Source organism: Bavariicoccus seileri WCC 4188, assembly GCF_000421665.1.
GTDB classification, from domain to species: domain Bacteria; phylum Bacillota; class Bacilli; order Lactobacillales; family Aerococcaceae; genus Bavariicoccus; species Bavariicoccus seileri.
Genome location: NZ_ATXL01000016.1, coordinates 1 through 19,503 on the forward strand (window position 1 = coordinate 1; position 19,503 = coordinate 19,503).

Consider the following 19,503-nt stretch of genomic DNA (forward strand, 5'->3'; position numbering starts at 1 on the left):
CTTGTCTTCAAAATGCACATTTTTCTTCACTAATTTATTAAACTGAATTTTTTCGAGGAACTCACGAACCAAAATCAATCCGCCATGGGAAGATAGCTTTTCACTTTTTGAGGAAATTTGAACATTTTTATTGAAACTTAGTCGATTATCGCGTAAATTTGACATATAGAACACCTCTGTTTTGTATTTTCGTCAAATCTACATTAACAGAAAGGTGTTCTTTTTTCACGCACCAAATGGGTGAAAAAAGAAACTCTTTACAAATGTTGAAGAAATACGGTTTTAGAGCGCAAACTCATAAAACTATGAATTATCTAGGTAGAATATTTGTAATCGGACATAATCTCATCAGCTCCCTATTGAATCTCTTATTGCCTAATATAACATGATTCAAGGGCTCACTGGATAATAAGAAAAATTCCACATAGAAAACTAAACTAGATTTTTAAATCATTCTAAACGGTATCCTCTCAATTCACATTTTGCTTAAATACTAATGCTCTATCACCTTTACGGAGTTTAATTCCTTCCCAGCCTTTCCTCTTAAGCTCCCCCCGGTTTAAGAAAAAATTCCAATATATTATCTGAAATAGTTACTTAATAACCGTGATTGAGATTGGAGAATTTTTAACCATATAAGTAGCATGTGAACCAAAATATCCTTTAATCCCATGCATTGATCGCGAGCCAATGATTAACATATCTGCAGATGTTGCTGGCAAAATCGTCTTAGTAATTTCCTCGGCCGGATCACCTTCTCCACTGTACAGCTGAATGTTTTTTACACCGCTATTTTCTGCATATTGTTTGTACTTTTCCAAATTAAGTAACAATTGACTTTGTTTCTGGCTCAAGTACTCAGGGTCTAACGCTTCATAAACATTCAACTCTTCAATTTCTAAAATTGAGGCAATCAGTAATGCGGCTCCAGTTTTACTCGCTTGCTTTACAGCATATTGAAAGGCTTTTTGAGCTCCTTCTGATTCATCTACCCCAACTAAAATATTTTTAAATTCATCAAATCCTTCCATAGTGCATCTTACCTTTCATTAATTAATTGATTATATTTTTTATTTCCTTTATACAGTTCAATAATTGTCCACGCTAACAGTAGTAATACTGCGACGATAATGACATAGGCAATAGAATCAGCTAGTACAAGTTGGCTTGATGTCACCTTTTCACCAAAAAAACCTTCAATTTGGCCGGGCAATCCAATCAAATTTAAATATGTCAATCCAATTACTGAACCCCATCCTAGTATCCGAATAACTATCGAATTTTTAAACCGGCTTCCCATTTCCACCTCACTATTGGTCATCATTAATAATGGTACCATCGAAAATGGTAACGCAAAAGCTAAGAAGACTTGTGAATTATTCATTAGTGTATTTAACGCTGTGTGCTCCCGAATCGTTCCTTGCCTGCTTGTAATAATTACACAGATTAACACTGGGATAACTGAAATCAAACGCGTAATTAAACGTCTTAGCCAAATTGGCATTCTCATATGAATGAATCCCTCCATAATTACTTGTCCAGTTAAAGTTCCGGTAATCGTTGAATTTTGTCCAGAAGCTAGTAACGCGACTGCGAATAATGTAGAAAGAAGACCTGATTTTGCAACGGTGATTAAAATTCCGTTACTCAATGTATCCGGATTTGATAAAGCCTCATACAACCCAAAGAATGATGGATCTTTCACTGCCCCTGTTTTAAAAACAGCAACTCCCATTATGAGCAATAAGGAGTTAACAAAAAAGCGAGAGTCAATTGAATGTTAGAATCCCATGTTGAAAATCGTACAGCATTGGCGATTTCATCTTCATCCGTACGATTTATCTTTCGAGTCTGAGACACAGCCGAATGTAGATATAAATTATGAGGCATAACTGTTGCACCAATAATTCCTAATGCACCAGTTAAAGGCGTTTGACCACCAATTGAATGTGTAGAGGAGAACGTTTCACCAGTCGGAACCAATCCTTTAAGTACATCCCCCCAATTAGGATCAGACAACGCTACTTGATAAACAAACACAAAAAGAATTACAAAAATCAAACAGACAACTATTGCTTCAATTTTTCTAAAACCAACTTTCGTTAACAACAATAATAATAAAACATCAAATACCGTAATAAAGACTGCGACGACAAGCGGAATATTAAAAAGTAAATAAAGAGCAATTGATGCGCCAATTACTTCCGCAATATCTGTTGCCATAATCGCTAATTCCGTTAAAATCCATAAAATGATTCCTAGTTTTTTACTCGTTCTCGCTCGAATTGCTTGAGCTAAATCCATTTGACTAACAATTCCCAATTTAGCAGCCATATATTGTAATAGCATTGCAATTAAACTAGACATTAAAATGACCGACATTAATAAATACTGGAAGTTTTGCCCACCCGTAATCGAAGTAGACCAGTTGCCTGGATCCATATATCCCACAGCAACTAATGCTCCCGGTCCAGAATAGGCGAACAGGATTTTCCAAAAGCCTTTGCCTTTGGGTACCTCGACAGTTCCGTTAATTTACTCTAAAGAGGGACCATTCGCATGCTGAATTAATCGAGGTTTGTGCTCTTTACCGGACTGACTTGTTGTATCTTTCAAAATATTTCCACCTTCCTTTAAAAACATCATAAGCATACACCTCTTTTTTATTAAATTAAAGCAAAATATTAGACAAACCTAAAAAAATAAGGTTGACCAAAATATTTTTATAGGTTATACTAAAATTGGAAAAATTTAGTTTTTATAGGAGGTTTTTATTTGTTAACTGTAAAAAAATTATCTGTTGCGTACTGCGATACACCGGTATTCAATAATTTATCCGTCCATTTTAATGCAGGGAAGATTACTGGCATTATCGGACCTAATGGAGCTGGTAAATCTACTTTAATCAAGGCAATATTGGGTCTTATTCATCCAAAATCAGGTAGTAGCGCGCTTGATGGTCATTCAATGGCAACAGTAAAAAAGAAGGTTGCCTATGTAGAGCAACGAAAGGATTTAGATCTCAGTTTTCCAATCAATGTCTATGATTTGGTTTTAACTGGTAGTTATGGAAAACTGGGATTGTTTAAGACTCCAGGAAAAAGCGAACGTGTTGCTTGTGATGCAGCTCTTGAGCAAGTTAAAATGACTGACTTTGCTAATCGGCAAATAGGTAATTTGTCAGGCGGACAATTACAGCGGGTATTCGTAGCTCGAGCAATTTTACAACAGGCAGAAATTGTTGTCTTAGATGAACCTTTTGTTGGAATTGATGTGGAAAGTGAGCGTGCCATCATGGCTATTTTAAAACAATGGCGAGACGAACAAAAAACCATTATCGTTATCCATCACGATTTAAATAAAGTTTATGATTACTTTGATGAATTAGTCATTATGAATCACGGAATCATTGACTTTGGGCCAACTCAAGAAGTCTACAATTCGAAGAATATCAGTAAAGCATTCAGTGATGACTTATCTTCAGTTCTATTTCAGGAGGTAAATTGAATGACTGCTCTCTCGGATTTTTTTCAAGCGTTAGTAAAATATGATTTCCTTCAAAGTGCATTAATCACTGCAATAATGGTGGGGATTATGTCTGGGATTATTGGGAGTTTCATCATTCTACGAGGAATGTCTTTGATGGGGGACGCTATTTCTCATTCAGTATTGCCAGGGGTTGCTGTTGCTTATATGTTAGGTATAAATATCTTGATTGGAGCATCTATTTTTGGTGTACTAGCTGCAATGTTAATCGGCTACGTGGCTTCTCATAGTAAAATCAAAGTAGATACTGCAATAGGGGTTGTCTTCAGCTTCTTTTATGCATTGGGATTCATTTTAATCTCTATGGCCGAAAGCTCAACCAATCTACACCATATTTTATTTGGAAACATTCTAGCTGTTAGTAATAGTGATATGATCACAACGGCAATTGTTTTAGGAATTGTGATTATTTTTGTACAAGTATTTTATAAAGAATTGTTAATCACTTCCATTGATCAGACCTTCGCTAAAACATATGGATTAAATACCCAACTAATCCACTATAGCCTTATGCTCGTCTTAACGCTAGTAACCGTATCAGCATTACAAACTGTCGGAATCATCTTAGTAGTGGCCATGTTAATTACGCCAGCTGCAACAGCATACTTTTGGACCGACCGCTTGTCCGTGATGCTTGTTTTCTCCGCTATATTTGGTGTTGTCGCATCAATTTGTGGTTTGTACTTCAGCTACACATTCAACTGGGCTTCTGGTCCAGCGATTGTTATTGTCGCAGCAGGGTTATTCTTAATTTCCTTTATCTTCTCACCAAAACAAAACTTGTTACATATACACAAAAATAGAAAAGAGGCGTAAATATGAAAAGAAAATTAGTAACCATCGTAGTAGTGATCGCAGCCGTCGCCGGAGTAATCTTTTTTGTCAACGGACGAAGTGGAGATTCCAAACAATCAACAGATTCCAAAAAAATCAGCGTAGTAACTACAAACTCGATTTTGGAAGACATGGTTAAAAATGTGGCTAAAGATCGCGTTGAACTATATAGTATTGTTCAACGCGGCGTGGATCCCCACGAGTATGAACCTAAACCGGAAGATATCTCAAAAGCAACAGATGCAACAGTTTTATTTCACAACGGACTGAATTTAGAAACTGGCGGTAGTGGTTGGTTCAAGAAGTTGGTAAGCACTGCTCATAAAGAATTCGATAAAGATGTTTTCGCCGCCAGTGAAGGTGTAACACCGGAGCACTTAACAACCAACGTCGAAGAAGAAGATCCTCATGCCTGGCTTGATTTAGCCAATGGTGTTCAATACGTCAAAACAATCACCAAAGTCTTAAAGGAAAAAGATTCAAAAAATGCAGATTATTACCAAACTAATTCTGATGCTTATATCAAAAAATTACAAAAGTTACATGAGGAAGCGCAATCAAAATTTCTCGATATTCCTGAATCACAGCGTTTATTGGTCACCTCAGAGGGTGCCTTCAAATACTTCTCAAAAGCCTATCATGTTGCGCCAGCTTACATTTGGGAAATCAATACCGAATCTCAAGGTACTCCCAAACAAATGAAAGCTGTGTTAGCTAAAATAGAAAACTCTGATGTCAAACATTTGTTCGTAGAAACCTCTGTTTCATCTAAGTCAATGAATAAAGTTGCCGATGAAACGGGATTAGAAATTTATTCCAAAATTTTTACTGATTCATTAGCAAAAGAAGGTTCCGAAGGCGATACCTACTATACAATGATGAAATGGAATCTAAACAAAATTCATGATGGTCTAGATTAGCAATGTTAAAAACATATTGATATTTTAAAGTTTCCCTCTAAGTAATTATTCTTGTAGTTTATTTAGAGGGACGACTTTTGATGATTGAGCGGTCCTCAGATATCTCATTACGATAAGATATCATCAAAAGACAAATTATTACTTAGCTAATTTTTTTCTTAGGATTATTTTTAGATATGTTACATAAAGACACCCCAGTTTAATAACGTAGGATGCTACTGATTTTACTTGAAAGGAGAACTAACATTGACACCAACCCAAGAAAAGTATCTGCTAGTTATTGACAAACTTAGTAAAGATAAAAAGTTGGTAAGAAATAGACAGGTTGCTGATATCCTAGAGGTCAAGCCTTCTTCTGTTACAGAAATAATGGATAGACTGGTAAATCAAAATATGATTCAGCACATTTCTTATCAAGGTGTTTTTTTAACATCCTCGGGTGAGGAACAAGTAGCTTTACTTAAAGAAAGACGTCGTATACTCTCAACTTTCTTAACATTCTATCTTGATATTTCGAAAACTGAGTCACCAGGAATCATAGATGAACTCCTACAAGTTCAGAACCCTCTATTTTTTGAAAAACTTGACTGTTATACAGCACAAGAGACTATGGAAAGCCATATCCAATATGATTCATAAAATAAGTGCCTAGTTCCTTAACCTAAGTAATATAGTCAATTATCAATATGTGATTCCCCGTTAGTAACACGGGGGTACCGAACTCATTAGAAATCTCTCTGAAGGTTGCTACAAAAGGCCTCATGAGCATTCTTCAAAGATTCGATTTTTGTCAAAATTAGCTAAATAGAAAAGCAAAAGACGTGTGAACGGACCGGCTGCCAGCGGCAGAGCAGAGTTCGTTTACACGTCTTTTTTGTGTTTTCTCAAAAAAGAAACTTTTTCGAAATGAGGCGATTAAGAAGCAAATAGCTTAAGAATCTCTTACAAGTCAATTCAATTGTCTGTTGTTTCGAAAAATTACCCTACTCAGATTGTAGTAGTAATGGAAGGGAAATCATCCATAAAGAAAATTATGAGAAATTCCACATTTTTTGGAAAATAGGGAGTTCCAAATTGTTCTTGTTAGTGAAAGGAGGAAATTTTATGCAACTGATTCGTGCACCCACTCTACTTTGTTTCAACCAATTAAAACAAAGACTAAATTCAAAATCAAAGGAGAAATACACATGTCAAATAAATTAATGATCCAAAAAGGAACCAGCATCTCACTAAACGATTCAGAAACTGTCAATCTAGCCAGCCTACGTTTCGATCTCAAACAATTCAAACTCCCGCAACGTTTTGTTGTAGCCAAAAGTGATATTCAAATGCGCATGGAACGTGAACAGAACCATGTTGGCGAACGTGTAGAGACCGGGCTAATGATCCTCACCTTCAAAGTCTATGATCGGGCTTTTGTCGAACTGGTTCTGAATAACGGCGGAACAGAACTCGGCTCCCCTATCACCATTGTGGTCGAGCATCAAGAAGAACTGCCTATTTTAGATAACTATGAAGACGGCGAGTTGATTCCCATTCGTTTTACTGGTTTAAATGTTTATCCCCGAAAAATTCAGAAAAAATCATTTGTGGGAGAAGGTCAACCAATGATTGATACCTGGCAATTTGCAGCGTTGAAAATCAGCGCCACCTCCTATCAGCTAGGAGAAGCGAATGAACCAAACACACCGGCAAAGTAACGAATGTCTGATTGATTTTCTACGCTTTTCATTGCCGGATGCTTCAATGGAAAAAGTTGCGGATTTATTGGGAATTGCCCTTTCTGACTTTACTTCGGAAAAGAAAGGGAGTCCTTTTCCCACTTACGATTCTCACTATTCCTTTGCAGATATCATCATCCATCAAAGAGACCACCATAACAATCTGTTAGTAAACTTATCGGGGCAAGGGTGTCGCCAATATGAAGAATATATGTCCAGCGTTGAGGGTTGGCATTGGCAGAAATTCTTAGCCACCATTTTAAAAGCCAAAGGAACCATCACTCGTGCAGACTTAGCGATGGACTTGTTTGATGGCTCCTCTCCTCCAGTGTCTACCTTGCAAAAATATGTGAAGAACGGCCAACTCAGCTCTCAAAGTCGCCACTTTCGAGAAGTGAATAGTGGTCAATTACGAGATGGCATTCTGACAGGCCACACGCTTTATATTGGTGCTCAACCTCAACTACTGCGGATTTACGATAAAAAGCAAGAAATTCGAGATAAGACAGGTGAAATCGCCCAAGTCAATGAATGGGTTCGCTGGGAAATGGAATTAACCGATCAAAAGGCCCGGCAAGCAATAGAAAAACTTGCGAAAGGAATACCACTCAATACGGTCATTCGTGGCATTTTAGCTTCCCACTACAGCTTCAAGACCAAACCCAAAGGACCGGTCAATTATCACAATAAAGCTCGTTGGCCCAATATGAAATGGTGGGACAAATTTGTGGGGGGCATTCCAAAAATTCCCTTACGTGTCGTCCGGGAAAAGCCAACTTTTTCCAAGAAGAAATTCTGGCTAGAGAATACCACCTCGAAATCTCTTGCCATGGTTTATGAAGCTTTTCTACAAGCCTATGGGCCAGATCAAGCGGAAGTTTATTTGAAAGAATTATTAGCCAAGGGCAAAGAAAAATTTACAGAAACGGATCAAACTTTTATCGAACAAAAAATACTGGAATTGGAAAATGAAGATTCTTACTAACGAAAGGAGGTTAGCTATGAATGAAGTTCAATTTTTACTCAGTGATGAGCAAATGAAGCAGTTGGGAAATAGCGTTTATACACTTATTCTGAATAGTGTGAATCAAGTTCGAAAAGACGTCACTCTCGACAAGCGCTATTTAACCAAAAAAGAAACTTGCCAATATCTCCACATTGCCAATAATACTTTGGATAAATGGGTCGAACAAGGATTGCCGAGAATCACGATTCAAGGTGTTGTTCGTTTTGATCGACAAGTCGTGGATGAATGGCTGCGTTGCTATAATCGCTAGAAGCGGTTTATAATCAGAACGTAGTCATTCCTACGTTCTGGTTTGCGTATAAGAAAGTAGGAAGTAACATGGCAATTACCAAATTGAAAAACAATCACTACAAATTGGAGGTCTTTTACCCCAAGGAGGTGCGACAAATTCTCGGTGTCACTACCGAGCGCTACCGCAAAACATTCAGAACAAAGAAAGAAGCAGAACAGGCTGAAAAAGATCTTACTCAAAAAATCCAACGTGTCCTTAACGAAAAAAGCGCTCGTTCCTTTGAACTGAACGGCCATATCAAATTCAAAGAGTTTTATCAAACGGTTTGGTTGGATATGTATATCGCTGGTTCGACAGGTCGTTCTCGACAAATTCCGACTGCTACAACCATTAGCAATACAAAAGATGTCTTCCGTCTTCATATTCTACCGATGTTTGGGGATTATTCCATCAAGTTTTTAAACGACAATAAAGACTTTGTGCTTCGTACATTGATGAAAAAATCCCAAACCTACGCCAATATCAAAATCATTAAAAGTTATGTCAATCAGGTTTTTGATATCGCGGAATTATTAGAGTATATCGAATACAATCGGATCGAAAAAGTCATTCGCTATGTAGGTGATCCTAAGAAACAACAACTAAAAGCAGAACGTCAGTTAAATGGTGAAGCACTGACAGCAGAAGAATTGATTGCTTGGTTAGACGCAACCAATGAGGATTATCGCAATGGTTCCCTCATCATGCAAGACTATGTTCTCTTTATGCTGACGTTGAATCTAGGTGACCGCAAGAGCGAATCCTATGCCCTTCAGTGGAAACATATTGATTTTGAAAATGGTTATGTCAGTTTGATTCAAAGTAAGGATAAGTTTGGCAATCTGAAATCCACAAAAGGTCGAAAAGCCACGAAATTCAAGATTCCGACATTCCTTATTGAACTTTTAAAAGAATGGAAGAAAAAGCAAAAGGAAGAACTTTTACAGCTTGGGATTAAGCAGACAAAAGAACAGTTTCTTTTCACTTATGCCAATCGAAGTGGCGAAGTAAACATTCCAGTTCATGTGGATTATTTAAATTATCGGCTAAAATCCATTCGCCGAAGACATGAGGAACTGACTCAAACAAATCCACACAAGCTGCGGCATACCTTTAGTACCTTAGCTCGTGAAGGTGGTGCAACGATGGCTCAAATTTCTCAAGCCTTGACCCACTCGGATATCAAAACGACAGAGATATACGTTAATACACCGAACGTTGTGGATCTTTCCACCTATGAGAAATTCGAGAAACGTCTGGATGAAGCTCGCCAAGCGAAATAAATAACAGTTTAAAATAACAACTAAACAACTTAAAAAGAACAATTATATGGTTCCTAACCTAGGTCTTAAAAACAGCCTATTCAAAATCTCGTACATTTTTTCGTACCTAAGCGTACAAAAAAAGACACTTTCCAAAAATCAGAAAGTGCCAGAAACGTTGATATATAAAGGATATTAACGTTTTGAAAATTGAGATGCTTTACGAGCTTTCTTAAGACCTGGTTTTTTACGTTCTTTCATACGTGGGTCACGTGTGATCAAACCAGCTGATTTCAATGCTTTACGGAAATCAGGATCTACTGTTAACAATGCACGAGCGATGCCGTGACGGACTGCTCCAGCTTGTCCTGAGAAGCCACCACCATTTACATTAGCGATAACATCATATGTTCCTAATGTTTCTGTCACTTCTAAAGGTTGTTTAACAACTTCATGTAAGTGTGCAAATGGAATGTAATCTGTAATATCTTTATTATTGATCGTGATAACTCCAGTACCAGGTACTAAACGTACGCGAGCTGTAGAGTTTTTACGACGGCCTGTGCCGATATATTGAGCTTGTGCCAATATCTGTTACCTCCTTAGATTAATGAACTGATGTCTAATACTTCTGGTTGTTGTGCGGCGTGTTTATGATCTTCGCCACCATAAACAAACAATTTACGGAACATTTGGCTACCCAAAGCATTCTTTGGAAGCATGCCCTTGATTGATAATTCAATCAAACGTTCTGGTTTGTTAGCACGTAATTCACCAGCTGTAGTAGTTTTCAATCCACCAGGATGGTTTGAATGTCTATGATATAATTTATCGTTCGCTTTGTTACCAGTCAAGCCGATTTTACCAGCGTTGATCACGATAACATAGTCGCCAGTATCCACATTTGGTGTGAATGTTGGTTTATTTTTACCACGTAAGATGCTTGCTACGACTGCTGATAGGCGTCCCAATGGAATATCAGTAGCGTCAACAACGTACCATTTACGTTCAATTTCTTTAGGTTTTGCAAAATAAGTTGTACGCACGGTTTTTTCCTCCAATTATAACTGTTGTTTGAACACAATAAAGATTCCGGGGCTCCATCGTGGGGCAAACAATACCATTCACAATGATACCTAAAATGCTGATGGTTGTCAATGTTTTGACTGACTATAAATCATCATTTTAGACATTTTTCTCGTTTAAATTCCTCTTTTGATACTCTTTTAATACCCTTTTTCTAGCTCGAATTGAATTTTTACTCCATGTCTGTATCAAGTGACACATTTTCAACTTCTTCGGGATACCATACGCGTTCTAAAAAGAGGCCATGGGCTGGGGCGGTGGGTCCTCCGGCATTGCGGTCTTTTGCTTTTAATATCTCTGCCATTGTCTCTACGGTTCTCAGACCATCGCCGATTTGAACGCTGGTCCCAACTAAGATACGAATCATATTATAGAGAAATCCGTTGCCTTCAAAGACAAAGTCAAAGCGATCTGGGCTAATTTCTTCAATATCTGATCGATAAACGGTTCTCACTTTATTTTCTTTATCCGTTTTCGTCGAGCAAAAGCTCGTAAAATCATGCTCCCCAACAATCACTTCTAGGGCCTCTCTCATTGGCTCTATTTTGGTGTGATAGGGATGATGCCACATGTAAAGCCTTGTAAAGGGGTCTTGGATAGTTGCGGTGTTCATTTGATAACGGTATCGCTTCTTTTGGCTGTGATACTGCGCATTGAAATCATCTCTCACAGCTTTTAAAGCAACAACGCGAATATCAGTCGGCAACAGGCTATTAAGTGCTCTGAGAGCATTCTCTGGCTTTATAGCAACAGGATAATCGAAATGGATGACTTGACCCCTCGCATGGACGCCTGAATCTGTCCTCCCTGCGGAATAGACTTTAAGGGCTATCCCTTTGGTCATTTTTTTCAACGCTTTTTCAAGTTCTGCTTGAATGCTGTTCCCATTAGGTTGGACTTGATAGCCAACGTAACGGGTCCCATCGTAAGCAATGATTCCTTTTAGCCTCATGCTCTAAGCACCACTAATACAACGAGTAGTCCTGCACAACATAATCCGGCCACAATGTCTCTGCTTTGCCATTTCAAGATACGATACTTAGTACGACCTTCTCCACCATGGTAGCCTCTAGCTTCCATTGCAGTCGCAAGGTCATCGGCACGCTCAAATGAGCTGACGAATAACGGGACTAGGATTGGTACGACTGCCTTCATTTGTTGAAAAAGGTTTCCTTCACCAAATTCAACGCCACGAGCTCTTTGGGCATTCATTATTTTTTGAGCCTCATCCATCAACGTTGGCACAAATCGTAAGGCGATCGATAGCATCAAAGCTAATTCATGAACTGGAAAATGGATAACTTTTAACGGTTGTAAAAGAGACTCGATAGCATCAGCGATCCCAAGTGGTGGTGTTGTTAAGGTCATCAGTGTCGACATAAAAATAATCAAGATAAAGCGACAGAAAATAAATATGCCATTAATGATGCCAAATCTTGTGATATTGATGATGCCCCATTGCCAAATTGGATCAGCACCACCGGTAAATAAAATCTGTAAAATGACCGTAAACAAAATCAACCAGATCAGTGGTTTGACGCCATTGATAAAAAATTGAAAAGGCACTTTTGATGCCACTACTGCTAACATGACAAAGACAAAGCTGACCACATATGTCCACATATTATTAGCTAAAAATACAGCAGCAATATAAAAAAAGCTGGCCATTAATTTCGTTCTTGGGTCTAAACGATGGATCCAAGAATCTCCTTTGATATAACGACCAAATATAAATTTATCTAACATGGTCGACTCCTTCCAACTGACCCGCAACAGTATCTGCTAACTGATCAAGTGTCAATGGATAGATGCCTGGCTTAAAGTCGGCAAAATCAACTAATTCCTGATAGAATGCTAGTGCTGTAGGAACACCTAATTGCTTGTCTTTTAACCACTTAGGGTCTGAAAAGACTTCTACAGGTGTCCCTTCTTTAATCGTTGTACCGCCTTCTAAAACGACAATCTTATCCGCATATTTCGTAACATCATCCATTTGATGACTAACTAAGACGATTGTCATACCTTTTTCGGTATGTAGACGCTCGAATAAAGCCATCATTTCAACCGATCCTGCTGGGTCTAATCCAGCCGTTGGTTCATCTAACACGAGTACCTCAGGTTGCATCGCCAAAACGCCCGCAATCGCCACACGTCTCATTTGTCCTCCTGACAGATCAAAAGGAGAACGGTCTAAATAACTGTCGTTTAGTCCCACAAGCTCTAAAGCTTGCTTGGCCATCTCCATGGCTTCTTCTGGTGCAACACCAAAATTTTGTGGTCCAAAGGCGATATCTTTTCCGACTGTTTCTTCAAACAACTGTGCTTCAGGAAATTGAAAAACTAAGCCTACTTTCTTTCTCAAGCTCTTTAGCCCCTTCAAGTTAGACTCGGGTGTGATCGTTGTGTCACCAATAATCACTTTTCCTTTTGTTGGCTTCACTAAGGCATTCAGATGTTGTAGAATGGTAGACTTTCCACTTCCAGTATGACCAATCAAAGCAGTAAAGCTACCATCTTCGATTTTAAAGTTAACATCCTCTAAAGCGAGATATTCGAAAGGGGTGTTGACTTGATAGGCATAACTTACTTTTTCGAATGTAATGTCCATAAAGCCTTCACCATCCTTTCGTGATCTGAATACTCGTCTGGTAACTCAAAGCCCTTTTGCTTGAGAGCTAATTTCAACCGTTCTGAAAAAGGAAGGGCCAATCCCATTTTTAGTAATTCGGTCCCGTGATCAAACACATTGGCGGGGGTATCAAATTCTCTTAACGCGCCCTCCTCGATGACCGCTATGCGATCGGCATGAGCTGCCTCATCGATATCATGGGTAATAGAGATCACTGTCAATTTTTGTTCGGCTTTGATTGCCCGAATTGTCTTAATGACCTCAAGACGTCCTTTCGGATCAAGCATACTAGTTGCCTCATCTAATACAATGATCTTTGGCGATAATGCCAAGACCCCAGCAATAGCGACCCGTTGTTTTTGCCCACCAGATAGCCTTGCTGGCTCTTTGGTCTTGAAAGCCGTCATACCTACAGCTTCAAGGGATTCATCCACTCGTGTCATCATTTCGTTCCGATCAATTCCAGCGTTCTCAAGTCCAAAGGCAACATCATCTTCAACAGTCGCCCCGACAAATTGATTATCTGGATTCTGAAAGACCATCCCCATCTTTTGACGGATCTCCCATACCGTGTCGCTCGACATCTCGATACCATCAATCATTACTGTCCCACTCGTTGGTGCAATCAAGCCATTCATCGTTTTGGCAAGCGTCGACTTTCCAGAGCCATTATGTCCGATGATCGCGACCCATTCTTGTTCTTCAATGGCTAAAGAGATGTCATCTAAAGCTAATCTGACATCTGTGTCGTTATATTTAAAAGTAATATGATTCATTTCGATCAAAGCCATATCTCACGTCGTCCTCCTTAAAAAGCTAACGTTCTTATTATAGCGAAAAATAAACATGTTGTGTCAAAAAAAGGAAGAGTTTCCCAAAAATTAAAAGTCCTCTAACACTTTCTCTGTCGCCAATTTTAAAGGCTACAGCATTGTCTTGACACATATCTAGTCATACCGGTACAACTAGTGGTCTAGTCGCACTGTAAGTTTCAAATAATCGGAGTCTTTCTTCCATTTTCTGAAAATATTGGAATAAATCGGATTATTCTCTTGTGAATTTACAAGTCGAAGAGTAGAATACGGTTAGATATTAAGTGTGCTTAAGTTGTACATGAAGGGGACTTTATAATGAAACGATCAAAAGAAACAAATCATCATCACAAATTTGTAACCTATGCCAATGGGCCAAGTCTTGAGGAAATCAATAATTCTGTTTCGATTCCTGATTCAGATGACTTTTGGAAAAATCTGATTGCCTTTTCTGGTCCTGGTGCTTTAGTGGCTGTCGGATACATGGATCCTGGTAATTGGGTCACTTCTATCGGTGGTGGCGCAAAGTATGGTTACTTACTGATGTCTGTTATTTTACTATCTAGCTTAATTGCTATGTTACTCCAGTATATGGCTGCTAAACTCGGAATCGTGACACACATGGATCTCGCACAAGCAACGAGAGCCCACACCGGCAAAAAGCTAGGAATCGTTTTATGGATTGTGACTGAACTTGCTATTATGGCGACCGATATTGCTGAGGTTATCGGTGGTGCGATTGCTTTACAACTTTTATTTGGATTTCCATTGATTGTCGGGGTGACGTTAACGATTTTCGATGTGCTGTTGTTACTTGTTTTGATGAAGTTAGGCTTTCGCAAAATCGAAGCCATCGTTGTCACCCTGATCACCGTGATCATGTTAGTCTTTATCTACGAAGTCGTTTTAGCTCGCCCAGATGTTCCCGCTATGCTTAAAGGATTGGTTCCACATCGTGATATTTTAAAGCATGGGCAATTAACCATGGCGTTAGGTATTGTTGGCGCGACTGTTATGCCACACAATCTCTACCTCCACTCTTCTATTTCACAAACACGTCAATATGACCGTCAGGATGATGATCATGTGGCAAAAGCTGTACGCTTCGCCACATGGGATTCTAACATCCAATTATCTGCAGCATTCCTAGTGAACTGTCTACTTCTCATTATTGGTAGCGCCTTGTTCTTCGGCCATAGTAATCAACTTGGGACCTTCCGTTCCTTATATAATGCACTGGGAGATTCTTCGATTGCTGGTGCCGTCGCTAGCCCAGTGTTGAGTGTCCTCTTCGCAGTTGCTCTATTAGCTAGTGGACAAAACTCGACAATTACCGGAACACTGACTGGTCAAGTCGTCATGGAAGGCTTCATCAAAATGCATATCCCAACTTGGGCACGTCGTGTCGTTACCAGATTAATCTCCGTCATCCCCGTATTAATCGTCACGATATATTACGGTGGCAATGAAATAGCATTGGACAACCTACTCGTTGGCTCACAAGTCTTTCTAAGTATTGCCTTACCTATCTCAATGGTACCACTTGTCTATTACACAAGCTCCGAAAAAATAATGGGTCCTCGTTTCAAGAATAAATTTTGGGTCGCCTCATTAGGATGGATTTGTACAGTATTACTGACAATACTAAATTTCCAATTAATCATAGAAACCGTCAGCAATTGGTTCTAGGTAGTTAGTTCCAGAAAAAATGATACTCGATGTTAGAAAAACTAAACAGTAAGGTCAAAAAAACAGGCAATCAATTGATTACCTGTTTTTGTCACCCTATTAAGGGACTATATAAATAACTTATTAAGAATCAAAATGCCTCTAAGGTACAATCTCTCGTTATTATGAAAACTATAATCGTTTTAAGCCGTGTGACCTGTAGACGTATCTCACAAAAATGATAAAAAAAAACACAAACAATGATGAATGGTCTTCTTGGCTGTTACCTTAACAGCCAAGAGACACGCGAGCTAGACTAAAAGAGACACTCTCTTCATCATCATAACACTCATTCATTCAATGTTAGTGACTTTTATTGCAGTCTAAGACCGCTAGACACCCCTTTGATTATACGAATTCAATAATAACCATAGGTGCTCCATCGCCTTTACGTTCGCCAATCTTCAAGATACGAGTATACCCGCCTTGACGATCTGCATAACGTTCAGCCAAAGAACCAAACAATTTTTGTAATGCTGTTTCAACAACGATATCATCGTCTTCTTCACGAACATCAGCAACTTCATTACGAACAAATGCTGCTGCTTGACGACGCGCTGCTAAAGTACCTTTTTTACCTAACGTAATCATTTTTTCTGTTGTCGAACGAATTTCTTTCGCACGAGCTTCAGTTGTAGTGATTTGCTCGTTAATAATGAGATCAGTCGTTAGGTCGCGTAATAAAGCTTTACGTTGAGAGCTTGTACGACCAAGTTTACGATATGCCATTCGTTTTTGCGCCTCCTTTATTAATCATCTTGACGTAATGAGAGGTCAAGTTCTTCTAACTTATGTTTCACTTCTTCAAGTGATTTACGTCCTAAGTTACGGACTTTAATCATTTCCGCTTCGGACTTGTTGGTCAATTCTTGCACAGTGTTGATACCAGCACGTTTCAAGCAGTTGTATGAACGAACAGAAAGATCTAATTCTTCGATCGTCATTTCCAACATTTTTTCTTTTTGTGTTTCTTCTTTTTCTACCATGATTTCAGCCTTGCGAGCATCATCAGTTAAGTTGATAAATACATTCAAGTGTTCGGTTAAGATTTTTGCGGATAGAGAGATAGCTTCTTCTGGTGAGATTGAACCATCAGTCCATACGTCTAACGTCAACTTGTCATAAAGGTTTTTTTGACCAATACGAGTGTTTTCAACTTGGTAGTTGACCTTATAAACCGGTGTATATAAAGAATCAATCGGAATAACTCCAATTGGCATATTTTCATGTTTGTTATATTCAGAACGAACATAACCACGACCACTTTTGGCGTTCATAGTGATATGTAACCGTTGGCCTTTGCCCATGGTACATAAATATAAGTCTGGATTTAAAACTGTTAGATCACTGTGATGAATAATATCGCCAGCAGTCACAGTTGCGGGGCCAGTTATATCGATTTCTAATACAGCATCTTCTTCATCTGCTTTTTTCAATGCAATCTTCTTCAAATTCAAAATCAAAGTGCTCACATCTTCAACCATTCCTGGAACGGTAGAAAATTCATGTAAAACACCATCGATGTGGATATCAGTAATTGCAAATCCTGGAAGCGAAGATAAGAGAACACGGCGTAGTGAATTGCCTAAAGTTGTGCCATAGCCACGTTCGAGTGGTTCTACGACAAATTTGCCAAACTTTGCGTCTTCGCTGATCTCAATCGTTTCAATAACAGGTTTTTCAATTTCGATCATTAGCCTTTACCCCTTTCAAAACGTAAGCACACAGTCATCTAAGCTCTATACACGGCGACGTTTTGGAGGACGGCATCCGTTATGTGGAATAGGTGTTACATCGCGAATGGCGGTAACTTCTAAACCAGTTGCTTGAAGTGAACGAATTGCAGCTTCACGACCTGAACCTGGGCCTTTTACTGTAACTTCAACAGCCTTCATGCCATGTTCCATAGAACCTTTGGCAGCAGCTTCAGCAGCTAACTGTGCTGCAAATGGTGTTGATTTCTTAGAACCACGGAACCCTAATGATCCAGCTGATGACCAAGAAATTGCATTACCGTGTGCATCAGTAATCATTACGATCGTGTTATTAAATGTTGAACGGATATGAGCGATCCCATTTTCGACGTTCTTTTTGACACGACGTTTACGTACAACTTTACGTTTAACCATTAATTTGTTACCTCCTTACTCTAACTATTTTTTCTTACCAGCGATAGACTTAGCTGGTCCTTTACGAGTGCGTGCATTGTTTTTGGTATTTTGACCACGAACTGGCAAACCAAAACGATGACGGCTACCACGGTATGAACCGATTTCTTGTAGACGTTTAATGTTTAAATTCTTTTCGCGACGTAAGTCACCTTCGATTTTAAGTTTGTCAACTTCAGCACGAATACGGTCCAACTCATCATTTGTTAAGTCACGAACGCGAGTTTCTGCTGATACGTCAGCAGATTTTAATACTGCTTCTGCAGTAGTTGTACCAATACCATAAATATAAGTTAGCGAAATTACGACACGTTTGTCACGTGGAATATCGACACCTGCGATACGAGCCATTTACGGGCACCTCCTTCAATATTATCCTTGACGTTGTTTATGTTTAGGGTTACTACAAATAACCATTACTTTACCATTACGCTTGATGACTTTACATTTTTCGCATATTGGTTTTACTGATGATCTAACTTTCATCGTTTTCCCTCCTTGGTTGTGCGAGGCTGCTTATTTAAAGCGGTAAGTAATACGGCCACGAGTTAAGTCATACGGTGATAACTCAACTGTTACCTTATCTCCTGGTAAAATTTTGATATAGTGCATTCTGATTTTACCAGAAACATGTGCTAAAACTTCATGTCCATTTGCGAGTTCAACTTTAAACATCGCATTTGGTAAAGTTTCTTTAATTGTTCCTTCGATCTCAATGACATCTTCTTTTGCCAAATTAACTGATCCTCCTCTTCTCATTGGTTGCATTTAAAAAGGCAAATAATCTTCTAACTGCTAAATTATAGCGTAACAGAGCGGTTTTATGCAAGTTACGTACACTCTTTACTTGGTTTCTTCAAAAAAATCTTGGATTTTCCCAAATACTTTATCTATATCTTCTGCCCCATTAACAGTTTTAAGAACGCCTTTGTTTTTGTAGAACTCAATGATCGGAGCAGATTGAGTGGTATTGACTTCAATCCGATTTTTAACTGTTTCCGGTTTGTCATCATCACGTTGGTAAAATTCGGTTGATCCACAACGATCACAAACGCCTTTTTCCTTTGGTGGGTTAAAAAGCTTATGATAAGTGGCACCGCATTTTGAACAGATGATACGTCCTGTTAAACGGTCCATCAAGATTGCTGGATCAACATCTATATTGATCACTAAGTCGATTGAACGGCCGAACTCTTTCATCGTTTCCTCGAGAGCTTTTGCCTGATTCAACGTTCTTGGGTATCCGTCCAATAGAAACCCATTTTTTGTATCTGGTTGTGCTAAACGATCTTTCACGATCCCATTCGTTACTTCATCTGGAACCAACTCACCATTATCCATGTATTCCTTAGCTTTGAGGCCTAAGTCAGTTTTATTTTTCATAGCTGCTCTAAACATATCACCTGTTGAAATATGAGGGATATGATAAGTGGCAACGATTTGTTCTGCTTGGGTTCCTTTTCCAGCACCAGGTAATCCCATAATAATTGTATTCACGT

23 protein-coding genes and 1 pseudogene are annotated in these 19,503 nt (G+C 38.8%); 9 read left to right on the forward strand and 15 right to left on the reverse strand.

Features of this window, described 5'->3' with window-relative positions; genetic code table 11:
* Positions 1–593: 593 nt before the first annotated feature.
* Positions 594–1,031 (reverse strand): universal stress protein, encoded by a 438-nt coding sequence (locus H541_RS0104715; protein ID WP_022796190.1) that lies wholly within the window; start codon positions 1,029–1,031, stop codon positions 594–596.
* A gap of 8 nt (positions 1,032–1,039) precedes the next feature.
* Positions 1,040–2,535 (reverse strand): annotated as a pseudogene (locus tag H541_RS12510) (Nramp family divalent metal transporter).
* 240 nt (positions 2,536–2,775) lie between these two features.
* Between H541_RS12510 and H541_RS0104730 the strand changes: the two are divergent.
* From H541_RS0104730 to H541_RS0104770, 8 genes are all read left to right on the forward strand, one after another.
* On the forward strand, positions 2,776–3,507 hold the full coding sequence (locus H541_RS0104730) for a metal ABC transporter ATP-binding protein (RefSeq protein WP_007207888.1): 732 nt from the start codon (positions 2,776–2,778) through the stop codon (positions 3,505–3,507).
* Positions 3,508–4,362 carry a metal ABC transporter permease gene (locus tag H541_RS0104735; RefSeq protein ID WP_022796191.1) on the forward strand — a complete coding sequence of 285 codons (855 nt, stop codon included), beginning with the start codon at positions 3,508–3,510 and terminating at the stop codon, positions 4,360–4,362.
* A 2-nt stretch (positions 4,363–4,364) separates the two neighbouring features.
* Positions 4,365–5,300: a metal ABC transporter solute-binding protein, Zn/Mn family gene (locus tag H541_RS0104740; protein WP_022796192.1), complete on the forward strand. Its 936-nt coding sequence runs from the start codon at positions 4,365–4,367 to the stop codon at positions 5,298–5,300.
* 246 nt (positions 5,301–5,546) lie between these two features.
* Positions 5,547–5,939 (forward strand): metal-dependent transcriptional regulator, encoded by a 393-nt coding sequence (locus tag H541_RS12765; RefSeq protein ID WP_022796193.1) that lies wholly within the window; start codon positions 5,547–5,549, stop codon positions 5,937–5,939.
* Between the two features lie 548 nt (positions 5,940–6,487).
* Positions 6,488–7,000, forward strand: coding sequence for a hypothetical protein (locus H541_RS0104755; protein ID WP_022796195.1), 513 nt, complete (start codon positions 6,488–6,490; stop codon positions 6,998–7,000).
* Complete coding sequence (locus H541_RS0104760) at positions 6,975–8,006, forward strand: replication initiation factor domain-containing protein (protein ID WP_022796196.1); 1,032 nt, start codon at positions 6,975–6,977, stop codon at positions 8,004–8,006. The genes H541_RS0104755 and H541_RS0104760 overlap by 26 nt, the downstream gene beginning before the upstream one ends.
* A gap of 16 nt (positions 8,007–8,022) precedes the next feature.
* Complete coding sequence (locus H541_RS0104765; protein WP_026501626.1) at positions 8,023–8,298, forward strand: helix-turn-helix domain-containing protein; 276 nt, start codon at positions 8,023–8,025, stop codon at positions 8,296–8,298.
* Between the two features lie 68 nt (positions 8,299–8,366).
* Entirely contained in the window at positions 8,367–9,602 is a 1,236-nt protein-coding gene (locus H541_RS0104770) for a tyrosine-type recombinase/integrase (protein ID WP_007207881.1), read from the forward strand.
* Between the two features lie 174 nt (positions 9,603–9,776).
* Here H541_RS0104770 and rpsI read toward each other — a convergent pair whose 3' ends face one another.
* From rpsI to H541_RS0104800, 6 genes are all read right to left on the reverse strand, one after another.
* A complete protein-coding gene (rpsI, locus tag H541_RS0104775) occupies positions 9,777–10,169 on the reverse strand; it encodes a 30S ribosomal protein S9 (RefSeq protein WP_022796197.1) in 393 nt (130 codons plus the stop codon).
* Positions 10,170–10,183: 14 nt separating this feature from the next.
* Complete coding sequence (rplM, locus tag H541_RS0104780; RefSeq protein WP_022796198.1) at positions 10,184–10,627, reverse strand: 50S ribosomal protein L13; 444 nt, start codon at positions 10,625–10,627, stop codon at positions 10,184–10,186.
* 212 nt (positions 10,628–10,839) lie between these two features.
* A complete protein-coding gene (gene truA, locus H541_RS11590) occupies positions 10,840–11,619 on the reverse strand; it encodes a tRNA pseudouridine(38-40) synthase TruA (protein WP_022796199.1) in 780 nt (259 codons plus the stop codon).
* Positions 11,616–12,413, reverse strand: coding sequence for an energy-coupling factor transporter transmembrane component T family protein (locus H541_RS0104790; protein ID WP_022796200.1), 798 nt, complete (start codon positions 12,411–12,413; stop codon positions 11,616–11,618). Before H541_RS0104790 ends, truA begins: the two co-directional genes overlap by 4 nt.
* Positions 12,403–13,275, reverse strand: a complete 873-nt coding sequence (locus tag H541_RS0104795; RefSeq protein ID WP_022796201.1) for an energy-coupling factor ABC transporter ATP-binding protein — start codon at positions 13,273–13,275, stop codon at positions 12,403–12,405. Before H541_RS0104795 ends, H541_RS0104790 begins: the two co-directional genes overlap by 11 nt.
* Positions 13,251–14,087: an energy-coupling factor ABC transporter ATP-binding protein gene (locus H541_RS0104800; RefSeq protein ID WP_022796202.1), complete on the reverse strand. Its 837-nt coding sequence runs from the start codon at positions 14,085–14,087 to the stop codon at positions 13,251–13,253. Before H541_RS0104800 ends, H541_RS0104795 begins: the two co-directional genes overlap by 25 nt.
* A 339-nt stretch (positions 14,088–14,426) precedes the next feature.
* On the opposite strand from H541_RS0104800, the gene H541_RS0104805 reads away from it, so the two are divergent.
* Positions 14,427–15,797, forward strand: a complete 1,371-nt coding sequence (locus H541_RS0104805; RefSeq protein ID WP_022796203.1) for an Nramp family divalent metal transporter — start codon at positions 14,427–14,429, stop codon at positions 15,795–15,797.
* A gap of 387 nt (positions 15,798–16,184) precedes the next feature.
* Here H541_RS0104805 and rplQ read toward each other — a convergent pair whose 3' ends face one another.
* From rplQ to H541_RS0104840, 7 genes are all read right to left on the reverse strand, one after another.
* Complete coding sequence (rplQ, locus tag H541_RS0104810) at positions 16,185–16,565, reverse strand: 50S ribosomal protein L17 (RefSeq protein ID WP_022796204.1); 381 nt, start codon at positions 16,563–16,565, stop codon at positions 16,185–16,187.
* A gap of 20 nt (positions 16,566–16,585) precedes the next feature.
* Complete coding sequence (locus tag H541_RS0104815; protein ID WP_022796205.1) at positions 16,586–17,530, reverse strand: DNA-directed RNA polymerase subunit alpha; 945 nt, start codon at positions 17,528–17,530, stop codon at positions 16,586–16,588.
* Positions 17,531–17,575: 45 nt separating this feature from the next.
* Entirely contained in the window at positions 17,576–17,965 is a 390-nt protein-coding gene (rpsK, locus tag H541_RS0104820) for a 30S ribosomal protein S11 (RefSeq protein ID WP_022796206.1), read from the reverse strand.
* Positions 17,966–17,989: 24 nt separating this feature from the next.
* On the reverse strand, positions 17,990–18,355 hold the full coding sequence (rpsM, locus tag H541_RS0104825; RefSeq protein ID WP_022796207.1) for a 30S ribosomal protein S13: 366 nt from the start codon (positions 18,353–18,355) through the stop codon (positions 17,990–17,992).
* Positions 18,356–18,376: 21 nt separating this feature from the next.
* Positions 18,377–18,490, reverse strand: a complete 114-nt coding sequence (gene rpmJ / locus H541_RS0104830) for a 50S ribosomal protein L36 (RefSeq protein ID WP_022796208.1) — start codon at positions 18,488–18,490, stop codon at positions 18,377–18,379.
* 30 nt (positions 18,491–18,520) lie between these two features.
* Positions 18,521–18,739: a translation initiation factor IF-1 gene (infA, locus tag H541_RS0104835; protein WP_022796209.1), complete on the reverse strand. Its 219-nt coding sequence runs from the start codon at positions 18,737–18,739 to the stop codon at positions 18,521–18,523.
* Positions 18,740–18,847: 108 nt separating this feature from the next.
* The gene (locus tag H541_RS0104840) at positions 18,848–19,501 is read right to left on the reverse strand and encodes an adenylate kinase (protein ID WP_022796210.1); all 654 of its coding nucleotides are present in this window, start codon (positions 19,499–19,501) and stop codon (positions 18,848–18,850) included.
* Positions 19,502–19,503 lie beyond the last annotated feature (2 nt).